The following is a 16839-nucleotide window of genomic DNA, read 5'->3' as shown; positions in this document are numbered from 1 at the left end:
GAGGCTTTTCAGGAAGTGGTGACCTCTGCATGCCGCAGCCGGTTTCCGCGCCTGCTGCTGCGGCCCGTGCGGGCATTCCAGCGTCCATGCCGGTACTCGACATCAATGGGATGCCCGAACGCGGCAGTGATGTTTTCGCTGGTGATGACCTCGGCAGCGGGACCGGCGGCCACCGCCTGCCCGGCTGTGATCAGCAGCGCGTGGCTGGTGGTGGCAGGCAGCTCTTCCAGGTGGTGGGTGACCAGGACCGACGCCATCCTCGGGTGGGTGTAGGCGAGATCGTCGATGGTCTCCAGCAGTTGCTCCCGGGCAGCGATGTCCAGGCCGGTGCAGGGTTCGTCGAGCAGCAGCAATTTAGGGGAGGAAATGAGCGCCCGCGCGATCAGCGCGCGCCCACGCTCGCCCTGGGAGAGGGTAGGCCAGCGCAGGCCGGCTTTGTGGGTCAGGCCAAACTGCTCCACTAGGGCATCAGCTTTGGCCAACTCGGCATGGGTGGGCTCCCACCGCGGCGACAGTTCATTGCTGCCGGTCAGCCCGGTCAGGACAACCTGGCGGACGGTGAGGGGTGCAAGGATTTGGTGCCGCGGATTCACGTGGCCAATCGACTGGCGGAGCGCCTTCATTTCCACCCGGCCCAGGCGATCGCCAAGGACCGACACGGTGCCGGAGCTGGGGTGGTTGACGGCCCCGCACAGCGCCATGAGGGTGCTCTTCCCGGCTCCGTTCGCGCCCAGCAGCGCCCAGTGCTCTCCGGCTTCGACCGAGAGCGAGATCCCGCTGATGATTTCGCGGCCATCCCGGCGGAATGAAACGTCGTCCAGTTCCAAAACCTGGTGGTCTGCCCGCCGGTCATTCATCCTGGGATCTCCTCAAGAGGGTTGGTGTTTCCCCAACTCTCGCCTCCCGTCCCGGCTGAATGCAAAAGCGTTCGACATGTGGCAACGGCCGGCCGCCCTCACAGGCAGCCGGCCGCGCTTTTGATATGAGGTTTGTTCCGTTACCGGAGCACCACCGTGCGGTTGCCCTGCAGGATGACCCGGCCCTCGCAGTGCCACTTCACCGCGTTGGAAAGGGCCTTGCATTCGGTGTCACGGCCCGCCGCCACCAGGTCCTCCGGCCCGTAGGTGTGGTCAACGTCCACTACCTGCTGGGAAATGATGGGTCCCTCGTCCAGTTCGGCGTTGACGTAGTGGGCGGTGGCCCCCACCGTTTTAACACCCCGGGCATACGCCTGGTGGTACGGCTTGGCGCCCTTGAAGCTGGGCAGGAAGGAGTGGTGGATGTTGATGGCCCGCCCGTCCAGCTTCCGGGTCAGGTCATCGCTGAGCACCTGCATGTAACGGGCCAGCACCACCAGTTCGACGTCGAGCCCGTCCACCAGTGCCATCAGCGCGGCTTCGGCTGCGGGCTTGGTTTCGGCGGTGACGGGGATGTGGTGGAACGGGATGCCGTGCCACTCCACCAGGGCTTCATGGTCCCGGTGGTTGGACACCACTGCCACTATCTCCACGGGCAGTTCGCCGATGCGGGCCCGGAAGAGCAGATCGTTGAGGCAGTGCCCGAATTTGGACACCATGATCAGCACCTTGCGCTTGGAGCCCTGGCGTTCCAGCTGCCACCGCATACCGAACCTTTCGGCAACGGGGGCAAAGGAGGACCGCAGCAGCTCCAGCGTGGACTCGTCCCCTTCGGAGACAAAGTGCACGCGCATGAAGAAGTGGCCCTCGGTGCGCTCACCGAACTGCTTGTTGTCGATGATGTCGCAGCCGTGCTCCAGCAGGAATCCAGAGACGGCGTGCACGATGCCCGGCCCTTCCGGGCAGTCGAGGGTCAGGACGTGCTCCACGGTGGTGGGTGCCTTGGGCGCGGGGATGTGGGTTTCAGTAGCGGTCATGGTTCAGCACTCGATCACGTTCACGGCGAGGCCTCCTCGGGAGGTTTCCTTGTACTTGGTTTTCATGTCGGCTCCGGTATCGCGCATGGTCTTGATCGCCTTGTCCAGCGAGACCTTGTGGCTGCCGTCCCCATGCAGGGCCAGCCGGGCCGCGTTGATCGCCTTCACGCTGGCGATCGCGTTCCGCTCGATGCATGGAATCTGCACCAGGCCGCCCACGGGGTCGCAGGTCAGGCCCAGGTTGTGCTCGATGCCCACCTCGGCGGCGTTTTCCACCTGCGCCGGCGTGCCGCCCAGCACTTCGCAGAGCCCTGCGGCGGCCATCGAGCAGGCGGAGCCCACCTCACCCTGGCAGCCCACTTCGGCACCTGAGATGGAGGCGTTCGTTTTGAACAGGATTCCGACCGCGGCCGCCGCCAGCAGGAAGCGGACCACACCGTCGTCGTCAGCTCCTGGAACAAACTTCATGTAGTAGTGCAGGACGGCAGGCACGATTCCCGCGGCGCCATTGGTGGGGGCGGTGACGATCCGCCCGCCGGCGGCATTCTCCTCGTTCACGGCAAGGGCGAACAGGTTGACCCACTCCATGGCGTGGAGTGCGTCCGTGCTGGCCGAGTCCGCCGAAAGTGTCTTGTAGAGCGCGGGCGCCCGCCGGGTTACCTTCAGGCCGCCGGGCAGGATGCCTTCGGCGTTGCAGCCGTTCTGCACGCATTCCTTCATCACGGCCCACAGCCCCAGGAGCTGCTCCCGGAGTTCCGCTTCGCTGCGCCAGGTCAGCTCGTTGGCCAGCATGACATCGGAGATGGACATGCCTTCCCGGCTGCAGATCTGCAGGAGCTCGTCGGCAGTGGAGAACGGATAGGGCAGCACGGTGTCATCCGCCACCACCTTGTCCGCACCCTGGGCGTCACCGTCCACCACGAAGCCGCCGCCGATTGAGTAGAAGCTGCGCTCGCTCAGCACTGCTCCGGTGTGGTCCAGGGCCCGGAAGGTCATGCCGTTGGGGTGGGCGGGAAGGGATTTGCGGCGGTGGAGCACCACATCCTCTTCCCAGTTGAAGTCCACCCGGTGGCTGCCGGCGACGTGCAGTTCGGCGTTCAGGGCCGCGGCCGCCACCTGGTCGTCGGCCGTGAAGGTGTCCACGGTCTCCGGCTCCAGGCCCTGCAGGCCCAGGACCACGGCCTTGTCCGAGCCGTGGCCGCGCCCCGTGGCGCCAAGGGACCCGAACAGTTCCGATTGGACGCGCACGGTGGAGGCCAGCTGCCCGTCGCCCTTCAGCCCGTCCGCAAAGAGCTTGGCCGCCCGCATCGGGCCCACCGTGTGTGACGACGAGGGCCCGATGCCAACAGAGAACAGGTCCAGGACGCTCAGCGCCATCAGGGGACCTCGGGCGAGGCGTACTCCCGCATGGCGTCCAGCAGCCACCGGCCCAGGAACTCGGCGAAGGAGGCCCTGGGGAAGATGCGGAAGGACTCGTCACCGGTCTTCCACAGGATGGCGGGGATGTTCGCGATTTCCGTGGAGAAGGCGGTGCCGGTCTTGAACACCCGGGGGTGCAGGTCCAGCGAGTTGCCCTTTTCCAGGACGGCCCGTGCCCGGGGGCCGGTGAGTTCGAACGTGGCCCGGTTGGCGGATAGGTCCACAACCTGGCCCGCGTCGCCGCCCAGAGCGTCCCGGAGGGCGGGGATCAGGTCACCGCCCAGCGACTCGTGCGCCTCCGTGGGTGCCACCACCAGGAATTCGGTAGGGCCCAGCCACAGGACGGAGGTGTCACCATTGGTGACCACCGAGCCGGAGCCGTCCGGGAGGCCGCCGGTGACGGCGGCCAGCCGGACTGCGGTTTCCGAGCCTGCGTCTGTCCGCAGCCCCACCATGGTCAGGAAGGGAACTTCGGACAGCTCGACGGTGCCGGCCAGGGAGCCTGCAGCAAAGGCGTCAGCCAGCTGGCGGGCCGGGCTGATGCGGGCTGCCAGGTTCTTCTCCGCGGAGGTCTTGGCGGAGGTGGGGAATGCTGCTGTTTCAGCCATCTTTACGGGTCCCTTCGGGGTCAAAAAGCACTGTCTCTGCAACAACCACGTCCACCAGCTGGTCGCCGGCGGCGGCAATCAGCGTTTCGCCGATGCGGTTGCGTCCGTTCTTGATCAGGGCCAGGCCGAACGACCTGCCCAGCGCTGCGCTGTGGTAGCTGGAGGTGACGAACCCTTCCATCGGCACCGGGCCGTAGGCGGGGTTGGTGGAGCGGCCCTTTTCCACGAGCTGGGTGCCTTCCGGCAGCCGCAGCGTGCCGTCCACCGGGAGGACGCTGACCAGGTGCTTGCGGTCCTCACGCTGTGCGTCGGAGCGCGAGTAGGAGCGCTTGCCGATGAAATCCTTGGCCTTGGAGACGATCCACTCCATGCCTGCATCCTGCGGGGTGACCGTGCCGTCCGTGTCCTGCCCAACGATCGGGTAGCCCTTTTCGGCGCGGAGCACGTGCATGGTTTCGGTGCCGTAAGGGGTGATGTTGAATTCGGCCCCGGCGGCTGCCACGGCCTCCCAGGTGTTGAGCCCGTACCAGGCCGGGACGTTGATTTCGTAGGCGAGTTCACCGGAGAACGAGATCCGGCAGATCCGGGCGCGGACGCCGGAAGCCAGGGTGGTTTCGCGGAACGTCATGAACGGGAAAGCCTCGGCGTCCAGGCCGCCGTTGGCAGCCAGTTCCGGTGCCACCTTGGCGATGACTTCACGGGACTTGGGCCCGACCACGGCTATTGTGCTCCACTGTTCCGTCACCGAGGTGCAGTTGACGTCCAGTTCCGGCCACTCGGTCTGCAGCCATTCCTCCAGCCAGTCCAGCACCTTGGCGGCGCCGCCGGTGGTGGTGGTCATGAAGTAGGTTTCGTCGTCGACGCGGAGGGTCACGCCGTCGTCGAAGATCATGCCGTCCGGGGTGCACATGACGCCGTAGCGTGCCGAGCCCGGGGCGAGCTTCTTGAACGCGTTGGTGTACATGCGGTTGAGGAACTCCCCCGCGTCCTTGCCGCGGATTTCGATCTTGCCCAGGGTGGTGGCGTCCATGAAGCCCACGGACTCGCGGACGGCAGCGCATTCGCGGAGCACGGCGGCGTCCATGTCCTCCCCGTCCTGCGGGTAGTACCAGGGGCGCTTCCACTGTCCGACGTCCTCGAACAGTGCGCCCTTGGCCACGTGCCACGGGTGGATGGAGGTGACGCGGGCGGGGTCAAAGAGTTCGCCGCGCTGGCGTCCGGCCAGTGCCGCGAAGGCCACCGGGGTGAATGGCGCACGGTAGGTGGTGGTGCCGATGTCGCCGATGCCGCGGGAGGCCTCGCCGGCCGTGCGCAGGGCCGCGGCGATGACGCCGATGGCGTTGACGCCGGAGGTCTTGCCCTGGTCGTTGGCGGTGCTGATGGAGGTGTACCGCTTGATGTGTTCCACTGAGCGCATGCCAGCCCCGGTGGAGCGGAGCACGTCCGCCACCGACTGGTCGCGCTGGAAGTCCACGAAGTGGTTGTGCCAGTCATCCGGGGTGCCGCTCTCCCCCGGCACCAGCCACAACTGGCGGGTGGGGGCGGAGGCCTTCGGCTCACCGAACACGGAAGGCTCGACGGCGGACGCGAACCCGGCTGCGATGGCGGCCCGTGCACCAGCGGAGATACCCTCGGCTAGGCAGTCCTCGGTGGCGAAGGAGCCGCGGCCGGAGCCGATGGTCTGCTGGTTGGGTACTTCGGTGCTGGGCACGAAGGCGGCCAGGTCTTCGTCCCAGCGCAGTTTGCCCTGCCGCTGTGAGTGCAGGTGGACCAGCGGGCTCCAGCCGCCGGAGACAGCCAGCAGGTCGGTGGCGATCTGTTCGACGCCCGAGGTGAGCTCGCCGTCGTCGTTAATGCTGCGGACCGTGACCCCGTCCAGCCGGCCATCACTGTTTGCCGACGTATTGGCAACTGCGCTGCCAATCAGCACCCGGAGCCCGCTTTCGACGGCGGCGGTTGCCACCGCGGTGAGCTTGGGCCGGGCGTCCACCACGGCTGCCACCTTGACGCCGGCGGCGGCGAGGTCGGCGGCGACGGCGTAGGCGCTGTCATTGGTGGTGCTGATAACCACGCGCTTGCCGGCTGCCACCGCGTACCGGTTGAGGTAGGTGCGGACGGCCGAGGCCAGCATGATGCCTGGGCGGTCGTTGTTCTCGAACACCAGGGGGCGCTCGTGGGCGCCGGGGGCCAGCACCACCTGGCTGGCACGGATGTGCCAAATCCGCTGGCGGGAGACGCCGGGGGCAGCGGGGCTGGTGAGGTGGTCGGTGCGGTTCTGGACGGCGATGACGTAGTTGGCGTCGTAGGCGCCGAACGCGGTGGTGCGGTTCAGGACGGTGGATTCCGCGCCGGAAACCAGCTCGGCTTCAACGTCGGCAACCCATTCGAGGGCGGGCTTGCCTTCAATGGTCTCGGCCAGTCCCTCGGCAGTGGAGCCGGACAGCAGGGAACCGCCGAGTTCGGGCTGGTCGTCCAGCAGCATGACGCGGGCTCCGGTGCGGACAGCTTCGCGGGCCGCGGCGAGTCCGGCGGGGCCGCCGCCGATGACCAGCACGTCGGTGTGGACGTACTTCTTGTCGTACTCGGCGCGGTCGTCCTCCGGGTCAAGCTTGCCCAGGCCGTTCAGCAGCGTGGCCTGCAGGCCGTCCACCAGGGAGACGGTGGTGGCGGGGAGCATGGACTCGGCCACGTGGCCGGGGAAACGTGCCTCCACACGGACCAGTGCATTGGCCTCTTCGACGCCGGCGGACATTATGCCGCGGGCGCGGTCCTCGTAAAGCGAGTTGCCGGCGGCGATGCGGCCGTTGGCCAGCAGGGCGGAGGCCAGGGTGTCGCCGGGGTGGCCGGTGAATTCCTCGCCGTCCACCGTGAAGCGCCAGGAGATGGTGCGGTCGATGCGGCCGCCGGTAGCCAGGCGGGCGTTCTGGGAGGTCACTTGGTCGCTCCTTCCGGGGCGGTGGTGGTCATGATGCTCGTGGTGGAAGTGCTGGGTGCAGCGCTTCCCGTGGTGGTGCTGTCAGGGGCCGTGCTGGCGGTTCCGGTTTCGGGCGTGACACTCGAGGACCTGTCCGGCCGCGGGGTGCCCATCTTGTAGACGGCCTGGATGTCGTAGCTGACGGTGTCGCGGAGCATGTTGAACCACTGGCGGCAGCCGGTGCTGTGGACCCAGCGCTCGGCGAAGGTGCCTTTGGGGTTCTCACGGTAGAAGAGGTAGCGGGACCACTCGGTATCGCTCAGCTCGTTCGGGTTCTCCGGGTACGGGACGTGGGCCTGTCCGCCGTAGTGGAATTCGGTTTCGTCCCGCGGGCCGCAGTTGGGGCATGGGATCAGCAGCATGTGCGTAAGTCCTTTTCTGGGCTAGTGGGCCACGGCGGCGGCGCCGTGTTCGTCGATCAGGGCGCCGGTTTCGAAGCGTTCCAGCGAGAACGGCGCATTCAGCTTGTGCGGCGCGCCGGTGGCGATGGTGTGGGCGAAGGTCATGCCGGCGGCAGGTGTTCCCTTGAACCCGCCGGTGCCCCAGCCGCAGTTCACGAACATGTTCTCCACCGGGGTCAGGCCCACGATCGGCGAGGCGTCCAGGGTGGTGTCCACGATGCCGCCCCAGGTGCGGAGCACGTGGGCGCGGGCGAAGATGGGGAAGAGTTCGACGGCGGCCGCCATCTGCTGCTCGATCACGTGGAAGGAGCCGCGCTGGCCGTAGCCGTTGTAGGAGTCCACACCGGCACCCATGACCAGTTCGCCCTTGTGCGCCTGCGAGACGTAGACGTGGACGTGGTTGGACATGACCACGGTGGGGTGGACGGGCTCATGCAGTTCGGACACCAGTGCCTGCAGCGGGTGGGACTGGATGGGCAGCTGGAAGCCTGCCAGTTCGGCCAGGACCGAGCTGTGGCCGGCGGCTGCCAGGCCCACCTTTTCGGTGTGGATGGTGCCGCGGTTGGTCTTGACGCCCACCACGCGGTTGCCGTCCTTGAGGAAGCCGGTGACCTCGCAGTTTTGGATGATGTCCACGCCCATTTCGTCGCACTTGCGGGCGAAGGCCCAGGCCACGTGGTCATGCTTGGCGATGCCGGCGCGGGGCTGGTAGGTGGCGCCCATGACGGGATAGCGGATGTTGTCCCGGATGTTCAGGATGGGGCAGAGTTCCTTGACCTGCTGCGGGTCCAGCCATTCGGCGTCCACGCCGTTGAGCTTGTTGGCGCCCACGCGGCGGATGCTTTCGCGGACGTCGCCCAGGGTGTGGGCCAGGTTCATCACGCCGCGCTGGCTGAACAGGAAGTCGTACTCGAGTTCCTCGGGCAGGATCTCCCAGAGCTTGAGGGCGTGCTCGTAGATGGCCGCGCTCTCGTCCCAGAGGTAGTTGGAGCGGATGATGGTGGTGTTGCGGGCCATGTTGCCGCCGGCCAGCCAGCCCTTTTCCAGGACGGCAATGTTGGTCATGCCATGGTTCTTGGCCAGGAAGTACGCGGTGGCCAGGCCGTGGCCGCCGCCGCCGACCACCACGGCGTCGTAAGAGGACTTGGGTTCCGGGTTCCGCCAGAGGAAGTCCGGGTGCTCAGGAAGGTGCGGGGCGCTCACTGTGCGGCTCCAATCAGGTCTGCCTCGGCTTCGGCCAGGCTGGCATCGGCGGTGAGGTGCGGGTAGAGGGGGAACTTGTCGGCCAGGGCCGTCACCCGGGTGCGGAGTTCGACGGCGGTGTCCCCGGGCAGGGTGCCGGTGGAGGCGGAGGCGATCAGCGCCGTCGCGATGATGTCCGCAACTTCCGCGAACTCGGCGGCGCCGAAGCCGCGGGCGGCCAGGGCGGGAGTGCCGATGCGGAGTCCGGAGGAGACCATCGGCGGGCGCGGGTCGAACGGGACGGCGTTGCGGTTGACGGTGATGCCGATCTGGTGGAGGGCGTCCTCGCCCTGCTGGCCGTCGAGCTCCGAGTTGCGCAGGTCCACCAGGACCAGGTGGACGTCGGTGCCGCCGTTGACCACGGAGATGCCGGCGGCTGCAACGTCGTCCTTGAGGAGTCGCTCGGCCAGGAGCTTGGCTCCCTGCAGGACGCGCTCCTGGCGTTCCTTGAATTCCGGAGCTGCGGCGAGCTTGAAGGCCACGGCCTTGGCGGCGACCACATGCTCCAGCGGTCCGCCCTGCTGGCCGGGGAACACAGCGCTGTTGATCTTCTTGGCGTATTCCTCCTTGGCCAGGATCACGCCGCCGCGGGGGCCGCCAAGGGTCTTGTGGGTGGTGGTGGTGACCACGTCCGCATAGGGGACGGGATTCGGGTGAAGGCCTGCGGCCACCAGGCCGGCGAAGTGGGCCATGTCCACCATGAGGTAGGCGCCCACCAGGTCGGCGATGCGGCGGAACTCGGCAAAGTCCAGCTGGCGGGAGTATGCAGACCAACCGGCCACGATCAGCTTGGGCTTGTGCTCCAGGGCCAGGGCTTCCACCTCGGCCATATCGATGCGGAGGTCTTCTTCCCGGACGTGGTACGGAACCACGTTGTAGAGCTTGCCGGAGAAGTTGATCTTCATGCCGTGCGTGAGGTGTCCGCCGTGGGCCAGGGACAGGCCCAGCATGGTGTCGCCCGGGTTGAGCAGGGCGAACATCGCGGCGGCGTTCGCCTGCGCGCCGGAGTGCGGCTGCACGTTGGCGAACTCTGCGCCAAACAGGGCCTTGACGCGGTCGATGGCCAGTTGCTCGATAACGTCGACGTGCTCGCAGCCGCCGTAGTAGCGCTTGCCCGGGTAGCCCTCCGCGTACTTGTTGGTGAGGACCGAGCCCTGGGCCTCCATGACGGAGGACGGAGCGAAGTTCTCCGACGCGATCATTTCCAGGGTGGACTGCTGGCGGTGCAGTTCCCGTGCCACAGCGGCGGCGACGTCGGCGTCTACCGTGGCGAGCGAGGCGTTCAGTACGTCCTGCATTGTTCTCCTTCAAAGCCCTTCGGAGTTACTGACCTATAACTGATCTGTAACTGATATATTAGAACTGTCGTAATAGTATGTTCCAGATCACTTGGACGTCAATAGCACTCCTGGGAAGGCTCGGAATGAGCGTCACATTAGAGAACCACCTGGCCGGGGACGGCGACCTCTCGCTCTCCGAACAGGCCTACCGGCACCTCCGCGACCGGCTCATCATGCTGGATATCCGGCCGGGCGAGGCAATCAACGACGGCAAGCTGGCCGCCGAACTCGGGATTGGCCGGACACCGGTCCGGGAAGCACTCAAGCGCCTGGAAAGCGACCACCTGGTGGTCTCCTATCCGCGCCGCGGGACGTTCGCCACCATCGTCGACATCACCGAACTCGCCGACGTCTCAGAGCTGCGCGAATCCCTGGAGCCCTTGGCGGCACGGCGCGCCGCCAAGCTGGCAACGCCGGCGCTGCGGGCTGAAATCCGGGAGACTGCGGCGGCGATTTCCACCATGGGCGATGACGACGACCCCTACGACCTCATGCGGTACGACATCAAGGTCCACCGGTTGATCTACAAGGCCGCGGCCAACGCGCACCTCGAGGACGTCCTGATCCGGTACGACAACCTGGCCACGCGCATCTGGTGCATGGTGCTGGAAAAGGTGCCCTCCGTCGCGTCCCACATCGCCGAGCACGTGGAACTGCTGGAGGCAGTGGCCGACGGCGACGCGGAGCGGGCGGGCAAGCTCGCCCTGGAGCACGTCACCAGTTTCGAACAGGCCATCCGCAACGTGCTTTAGTGGTGGTGCTTCACGCGCCGTTACCGCAGCCGGCTGCGCACTTCCTTGGCAAACTCCAGCGTGCTGGCTGAACCGCCAAGGTCCGGCGTCGCAATTCCTTCGGCGAGCGTGGACTCGAAAGCGGAGGTCAGGGACCGCGCCGCGGCCTCCTCCCCCAGGTGGTCCAGCATCATGGCCGCGGCCCACAGGGCCCCTACGGGATTCGCGATGCCCTTGCCGGCGATGTCCGGGGCGGAACCGTGGACCGGCTCGAACATTGAAGGGTACCGGCGTTCAGGGTTCAGGTTGGCGCTGGGAGCGATGCCGATGGAGCCGGCAACTCCGGCCACCAGGTCGGACAGGATGTCGCCGAAGAGGTTCGACGCGACAATCGTGCGGACGCTGGTGGGCTTCATGACCAGGCGTGCCGCGAGCGCATCGATCAACACCTTGTCCACGGTGACGCCCGGGAACTCTGCCACCGTCCGGGCCACCACCTCGTCCCAGAACGGCATGGTGTGGATGATGCCGTTGGATTTGGTGGCGGAGACCAGCGTGCCGCCCCGTCCGGCAGCAGCCTCCGCAGCGTAGCGGGCCGCCCTGCTAACGCCTGCCTTGGTGAACACGCTCTCCTGGACGGCGAATTCGGCATCCGTCCCGGCGCCGAAGCGACCGCCGATCTGCGAGTATTCGCCCTCAACGTTCTCCCGCACCACCACGATGTCCAGGTCCTCGATTCCTGGCATCGCCCCCTTGACGCCCGGCAGCAGCTTCATGGGCCGAAGGTTGATGTACTGGTCGAACTCGCGACGGATGGGAATCAGCAGTCCCCACAGGGTCACATCGTCCGGGACGTCAGGTGTTCCCACCGCTCCCAGGAAGATGCCGTCGCCGCTGCTGAGCTGCTCGATGCCGTCAACCGGCATCATCCGGCCAGTCTTGACGTACAGATCGCTGTTCCAGTCGCGGACCCGCCACGAAACAGTGAAGCCATGCAGCCCGGCTACCGCGTCCACGCACTCCATGGCCACGTCCGTGACATCGACACCTATGCCGTCACCGGGAATGGAATCGATGGTGTAGGTGCGCGTCATGTTTTTCCTGTCTTTCCGGCGTTCGTGGGTCTGGGTAAAGCTTAGGCCGGACTTGGCACCACCTGCTCCGGCGCACCCGGGATCCTGCGAAACGTAACCGTCCGCCGCCGTCGGACGCCTTCCGCATGTGACGTGGAATACTTCCTACAGGTGAGCGGCCAGGGAGGCCGGAGGAAGTGTGGAAAGGCCGGTCAACATGCAGGAAACGGTGAACGAGGACCAGGAGGCGCGCCAACATGTGCTGTCCGCCGTATCCCGCGAGCACGGCCTTGGGTTGCGCCCGGACCCGGACTTCGACCGGCGCCTCGACGAGCACTTCCCCACGCTCCGCAGCCTATTCCACTCCCTGTACGGCGACCGCAACGACTGGCTGGACCAGCTCACTGGCCTGGTCCTCCAATGCGCCCGGTCGTGGCAGGAGCGTTCCGCTGAGCTGAAGGCCACCGATGCAGAGCGGGAAGGCAACCCGGACTGGTTCCAGTCCAACCGGATGCTGGGCGGGGTGTGCTACGTGGACCGCTACGCCGAAAGCCTCGAAGGGGTGCGGGCCCGGATCCCTTACTTTAAGGAACTGGGCCTGACCTACCTGCACCTCATGCCCCTGTTCCTGGCACCCGAACCGCACTCGGACGGCGGCTACGCGGTGTCCAGCTACCGCGAGGTCAACCCCAAACTGGGCACCATGGAGCAGCTGCGCTCACTGGCCGCCGAGCTGAAGGACAACGGGATCAGCCTGGTGGTGGACTTCATCTTCAACCACACCTCCGACGAGCATGAGTGGGCGCGGAAGGCAGCAGCCGGCGATCCGGAGTTCAGCGATTACTACTGGATCTTCCCGGACCGGACCATGCCCGATGCCTTCGAGGCGAACGTCCGCGAAATCTTCCCGGAAAACCACCCGGGGTCCTTCATCCAAATGGAAGACGGCCGGTGGGTATGGGCCACCTTCCACACGTACCAGTGGGACCTGAACTACTCCAACCCGGAGGTCTTCCGGGCCATGGCGGCCGAGATGCTGTTCCTGGCCAACCAGGGCGTGGACATCCTGCGCATGGATGCTGTGGCATTCATCTGGAAGCAGCTGGGCACGCCCTGCGAAAACCTGCCCCAGGCGCACACGCTGCTCCGAGCCTTCAATGCGGTATGCCGGTTGGCTGCGCCGTCGCTGCTGTTCAAGTCCGAGGCAATAGTCCACCCGGACGAGGTGGCGCTGTACATCGACCCCGCAGAATGCCAGCTTTCCTACAACCCGCTGCAGATGGCCCTGATCTGGGAGTCCCTGGCCACCCGGGACACCTCGCTCCTGGCCCAGGCACTGGAACGCCGGCACAACATCCCGGACGGCACCGCCTGGGTGAACTACGTCCGCAGCCACGATGACATCGGCTGGACCTTCGCCGACGAGGACGCCGCCGAATTCGGCATCAACGGCTTCGACCACCGTCGGTTCCTGAACTCCTTCTACGTCAACCGGTTCCCCGGCAGCTTCGCCCGCGGCGTCCCCTTCCAGGACAACCCCAAGACGGGTGACTGCCGGATTTCGGGCACGACGGCGTCCCTGTGCGGCATGGAGGTTGACCCGGTTGAGGCGGTGGAGCGGATCCTCCTGGCCCATTCGGTGCCGTTCAGCACCGGCGGCATCCCCCTGCTGTACCTGGGTGATGAGGTGGGGCAGGTCAACGACTACGGTTACGCGTCCGAACCCGGCCACGGCGAAGACAGCCGGTGGGTCCACCGCCCGCACTTCCCCACGGAGCAGTACGCCCGCCGGCTGGACCCGGCCACGCCGGAAGGTGCCGTCTACGCGGGCCTGAAGCGGATGATAGACGTCCGGAGCGCCACTCCGGAACTTGCCGGGACCACGCTGATCGATTTCGCCACGAACAACCGGTCGGTCCTGGCGTACCAGCGACCGGGTGAGGAAGAAAGTGGCAGCATCGTCCTGGCCCTCGCCAACTTCAGCGACTCAGCCCAGACCCTCCCAGCGGAAACCTTCGGCGGGTACTCCCCTGCCGCCGTCGACCTTCTCTCCGAAGCAGCCCTGCAGCTGGGCGACGGCGTGACGCTCCTTCCGCGGCAATACCTCTGGCTGCGCGTCACCCCGGCGTAGCATCACGGGCCTGTTTTCGTATCGGACGCAAACGCGTGAAACCATACGGATCATGGCCTCCAAGATTGCGTACCAGGGTGAGCCCGGCGCCAACTCCAATATCGCGTGTGAGCAGATGTTTCCAGACATGGCAAGCGTCCCGTGTGCCAGCTTCGAGGACGCCTTCGAGCTGGTGGCCAGCGGCGAGGCGGAGCTGGCAATGATCCCCATCGAGAACTCGATCGCCGGGCGGGTGGCGGACATCCACATCCTGCTGCCGCAGTCCAACCTGCAGATCGTGGGCGAGTACTTCCTGCCCATCCACTTCGACCTGCTGGGCATCCCGGGCAGCACCATCGAAGGCGCCACCGAGGTGCACAGCCACATCCACGCGCTGGGCCAGTGCCGGAAACTGATCCGCGAACACAGCCTCAAGCCGGTGATCGCAGGTGACACCGCAGGGTCCGCCCGGGAGGTGGCCGAGTGGAACGATCCGCGCAAGCTCTCCCTCGCTCCCCCGCTGGCCGCACAGATCTACGGCCTTGACGTCCTGGCGTCGGGTGTGGAGGACGATCCCTCCAACACCACCCGCTTCGTGGTCCTGGCCCGGGAAACGGCACTGCCGGCCCGGGACGAACTTCCTGGGCCGGCAGTGACGAGCTTCCTCTTCCGCGTCCGCAATGTCCCTTCTGCCCTGTACAAGGCGCTCGGCGGCTTTGCCACCAACGGCGTGAACATGACGCGCCTGGAGAGCTATATGGTGGGCAACGAATTTGCCGCCACCATGTTCATGGCGGACGTCGAAGGCCACCCCGAGGACCTGCCGCTGAAGCTGGCCCTCGAGGAACTGGACTTCTTCACCACCGAGGTGCGGATCCTCGGCGTGTACCCCGCTGCGGACTACCGGGCGGCGGCTGCCACGGCCTGACGCGGCTGCGCGGGTGCAGCCTGCTGGAGCGGCTTGAGCAGGGGTCCGAAGAACGCACCCAGCTCAGCGGTTGCCGCCAGCGGCACGACATTCGCCACGTATTGGTCCGGGCGGACCACCACCACGGCGCCGTTGCGGTCGATGCCGCGCAGGTCAAAGATGTCCGCTTTGGGATCCGTGGCATAGACCTTTTCGTAGTCCGTCAGCCTGAACGGACCCACCTGCGGCTTGAACACTGCAGGGGCGGCGTTGATGTCGACGGCGGTGTGCGGCTGTTGGTAGATGACCTTCAGGTCGAACCAGGCGTCCAGGTCCGCGCCGGCGGGGGTGGCGGCCAGCGGGGACTCCGGCGAGTTGGCAAACCAGCCGGCAAGCTTGTCCGTGGCCGAATTGGTGCCGGGCAGGGCGGGATCGGCGAAGACGTAGATCCGCCAGCGGCCGTCGGCGGTGGCGTGGTGGCCCAGGTGGATGGGGTTGGTGTCGCCCACCCGCACCACGGGGGCCGACTTGAAGCGTTTGCCCACGGGGAACCCGGTGGCCAGGTCCTGGTGGTCGCTGCTGCCGACAATCAGCGACGGCGTGTACTGGGTCATGAAGCCGGCCGGGAATTCCGCCGTCTGCACGTAGAAGTCCTCGAGGTCGGAGGGGTGCTCGAACTCCTCCGGCTTCTTGGCCATCATGGTGGACCATTCCTTGTCGAAGTCGATCAGGTTCTTGGCCACCACCTGCCGCTCCTCGGAGTAGGTGCTCAGCAGGCTCTCGGGGCTGCGGCCCTCCAGGACGTGGCCCAGCTTCCAGGCGATGTTGAACCCGTCCTGCATGGACACGTTCATGCCCTGGCCGGCCTTGGCGCTGTGCGTATGGCAGGCGTCCCCGGTGATGAACACGCGCGGGGTGCGCGTGCCGCGGTCCGCCGGTAGGACGTCGTCGAACCTGTCCGTGAGGCGGTGCCCCACTTCGTAGACGCTGTGCCAGGCGACGTTCCGTACGTCCAGGGTGTAGGGGTGCAGGATGTCGTTGGCCTTGGCGATGATTTCCTCGATGGAGGTGTCCCGCACCGAGTGCTGGCTGTTGGGATCAACTTCGCCCAGGTCCACGTACATGCGGAACAGGTGGCCGCCCTCGCGCGGAATGTGCAGGATGCTGCCTTTGGCACCCTGGATGGCGCACTTGGTGCGGATGTCCGGGAAGTCGGTGACGGCAAGCACGTCCATGACACCCCAGGCGTGGTTGGCCTGGTCACCGGCCAGCGTGCAGCCGATCGCCTGGCGGACCTTGCTGCGGGCACCATCGGAACCCACCACATACTTGGCGCGGACAATCCGTTCCCGGCCCTCGTTGGGTCCGGAAGTGTGGCGGAGCGTAACGGTGACGGGGTAGTCGCCGCTGTCCGCCACCTCCAGGCCCTGGAACTCGTAGCCGTAATCGGGCTTGAGGCGGGTGGGTGAGTTTGCGGCGAACTCGGCGAAGTAGTCCAGGACCCGGGCCTGGTTGACGATCAGGTGCGGGAACTCGCTGATGCCCATCTCGTCGTCGACGGCGCGGGCGGTACGGATGATGTTGGCGTGGTTGGCCGGGTCCGGCTTCCAGAACGCCATCTCCGTGATCCGGTAGGCCTCGGCGATGATCCGCTCCGCGAACCCGAAAGCCTGGAACGTCTCCACGCTGCGCGCCTGGATTCCGTCGGCCTGGCCGATGGCAAGCCTGCCGGGACGGCGCTCGACAAGGCGCGTGGTCACGTTGGGGAACATGGACAGCTGCGCGGCAGCGAGCATCCCGGCCGGGCCGGAGCCGACGATGAGTACGTCCACTTCGTCCGGCAGCTCTTCGGGGCGATTAAGGCCGACACCGGCGGCCGGCTGGACGCGCGGGTCTCCGGATACGTATCCGTGGTGGTGGAACTGCACGGGCTTTCCTCACTTCGTTGTGGCTTGTTCTCATCAGAACATGTTCTATATCTGAACAGAAGATTCGATAATCGAAAACTATAAACTTGATTTCCACTGTACGCCGCATGTGACGGGGGCGACAAGTGGCAGCAATCAGGGCCGGAATCTGCCGGAAAATCAGGGGTTGACGAATCCCGCGAAAGCGGTGATAGTGATCGTATACGATTTCG

General features: G+C 66.3%; 13 protein-coding genes. 3 read left to right on the top strand and 10 right to left on the bottom strand.

From position 1 onward, the window contains the following. Positions 1–8 precede the first annotated feature (8 nt). From FBY30_RS08035 to glyA, 8 genes are all read right to left on the bottom strand, one after another. Positions 9–857, bottom strand: a complete 849-nt coding sequence (locus FBY30_RS08035; protein WP_142132389.1) for an ABC transporter ATP-binding protein — start codon at positions 855–857, stop codon at positions 9–11. Between the two features lie 140 nt (positions 858–997). After that, positions 998–1894, bottom strand: coding sequence for a formyltetrahydrofolate deformylase (purU, locus tag FBY30_RS08030; protein ID WP_142132388.1), 897 nt, complete (start codon positions 1892–1894; stop codon positions 998–1000). 3 nt (positions 1895–1897) lie between these two features. Beyond that, positions 1898–3271: an L-serine ammonia-lyase gene (locus FBY30_RS08025; RefSeq protein WP_142132387.1), complete on the bottom strand. Its 1374-nt coding sequence runs from the start codon at positions 3269–3271 to the stop codon at positions 1898–1900. Beyond that, positions 3271–3921, bottom strand: a complete 651-nt coding sequence (locus FBY30_RS08020; protein WP_142132386.1) for a sarcosine oxidase subunit gamma — start codon at positions 3919–3921, stop codon at positions 3271–3273. Before FBY30_RS08020 ends, FBY30_RS08025 begins: the two co-directional genes overlap by 1 nt. Beyond that, the gene (locus FBY30_RS08015) at positions 3914–6856 is read right to left on the bottom strand and encodes a sarcosine oxidase subunit alpha family protein (protein ID WP_142132385.1); all 2943 of its coding nucleotides are present in this window, start codon (positions 6854–6856) and stop codon (positions 3914–3916) included. The genes FBY30_RS08020 and FBY30_RS08015 overlap by 8 nt, the downstream gene beginning before the upstream one ends. After that, positions 6853–7257 (bottom strand): sarcosine oxidase subunit delta, encoded by a 405-nt coding sequence (locus FBY30_RS08010; protein ID WP_142132384.1) that lies wholly within the window; start codon positions 7255–7257, stop codon positions 6853–6855. The genes FBY30_RS08015 and FBY30_RS08010 overlap by 4 nt, the downstream gene beginning before the upstream one ends. Before the next feature lie 21 nt (positions 7258–7278). After that, positions 7279–8499, bottom strand: coding sequence for a sarcosine oxidase subunit beta family protein (locus tag FBY30_RS08005; RefSeq protein ID WP_142132383.1), 1221 nt, complete (start codon positions 8497–8499; stop codon positions 7279–7281). Beyond that, positions 8496–9836, bottom strand: a complete 1341-nt coding sequence (gene glyA, locus FBY30_RS08000; RefSeq protein WP_142132382.1) for a serine hydroxymethyltransferase — start codon at positions 9834–9836, stop codon at positions 8496–8498. The genes FBY30_RS08005 and glyA overlap by 4 nt, the downstream gene beginning before the upstream one ends. A 125-nt stretch (positions 9837–9961) precedes the next feature. Here glyA and FBY30_RS07995 point away from each other — a divergent pair, with 125 nt between their 5' ends. Then, positions 9962–10630: a GntR family transcriptional regulator gene (locus tag FBY30_RS07995; protein ID WP_142132381.1), complete on the top strand. Its 669-nt coding sequence runs from the start codon at positions 9962–9964 to the stop codon at positions 10628–10630. 20 nt (positions 10631–10650) lie between these two features. Here the strand turns inward: FBY30_RS07995 and FBY30_RS07990 are convergent, their stop codons facing one another. Then, the gene (locus FBY30_RS07990; RefSeq protein ID WP_142132380.1) at positions 10651–11703 is read right to left on the bottom strand and encodes a tartrate dehydrogenase; all 1053 of its coding nucleotides are present in this window, start codon (positions 11701–11703) and stop codon (positions 10651–10653) included. Positions 11704–11899: 196 nt separating this feature from the next. Between FBY30_RS07990 and FBY30_RS07985 the strand changes: the two genes are divergently transcribed. Further along, a complete protein-coding gene (locus FBY30_RS07985; protein WP_142132379.1) occupies positions 11900–13813 on the top strand; it encodes an alpha-amylase family glycosyl hydrolase in 1914 nt (637 codons plus the stop codon). A gap of 52 nt (positions 13814–13865) precedes the next feature. Next, positions 13866–14720, top strand: coding sequence for a prephenate dehydratase (locus FBY30_RS07980; RefSeq protein WP_142132378.1), 855 nt, complete (start codon positions 13866–13868; stop codon positions 14718–14720). On the opposite strand, the gene FBY30_RS07975 is transcribed toward FBY30_RS07980, so the two are convergent. After that, positions 14693–16627 carry an FAD-binding monooxygenase gene (locus FBY30_RS07975; RefSeq protein ID WP_142132377.1) on the bottom strand — a complete coding sequence of 645 codons (1935 nt, stop codon included), beginning with the start codon at positions 16625–16627 and terminating at the stop codon, positions 14693–14695. The two genes, FBY30_RS07980 and FBY30_RS07975, sit on opposite strands and share 28 nt — an antisense overlap. Positions 16628–16839 lie beyond the last annotated feature (212 nt).

It is taken from the genome of Arthrobacter sp. SLBN-83 (genome assembly GCF_006715285.1).
Taxonomy (GTDB): domain Bacteria; phylum Actinomycetota; class Actinomycetes; order Actinomycetales; family Micrococcaceae; genus Arthrobacter.
Note: the sequence above shows the minus strand (reverse complement) of the source record. Positions and strands in the feature narration are given on the sequence as shown.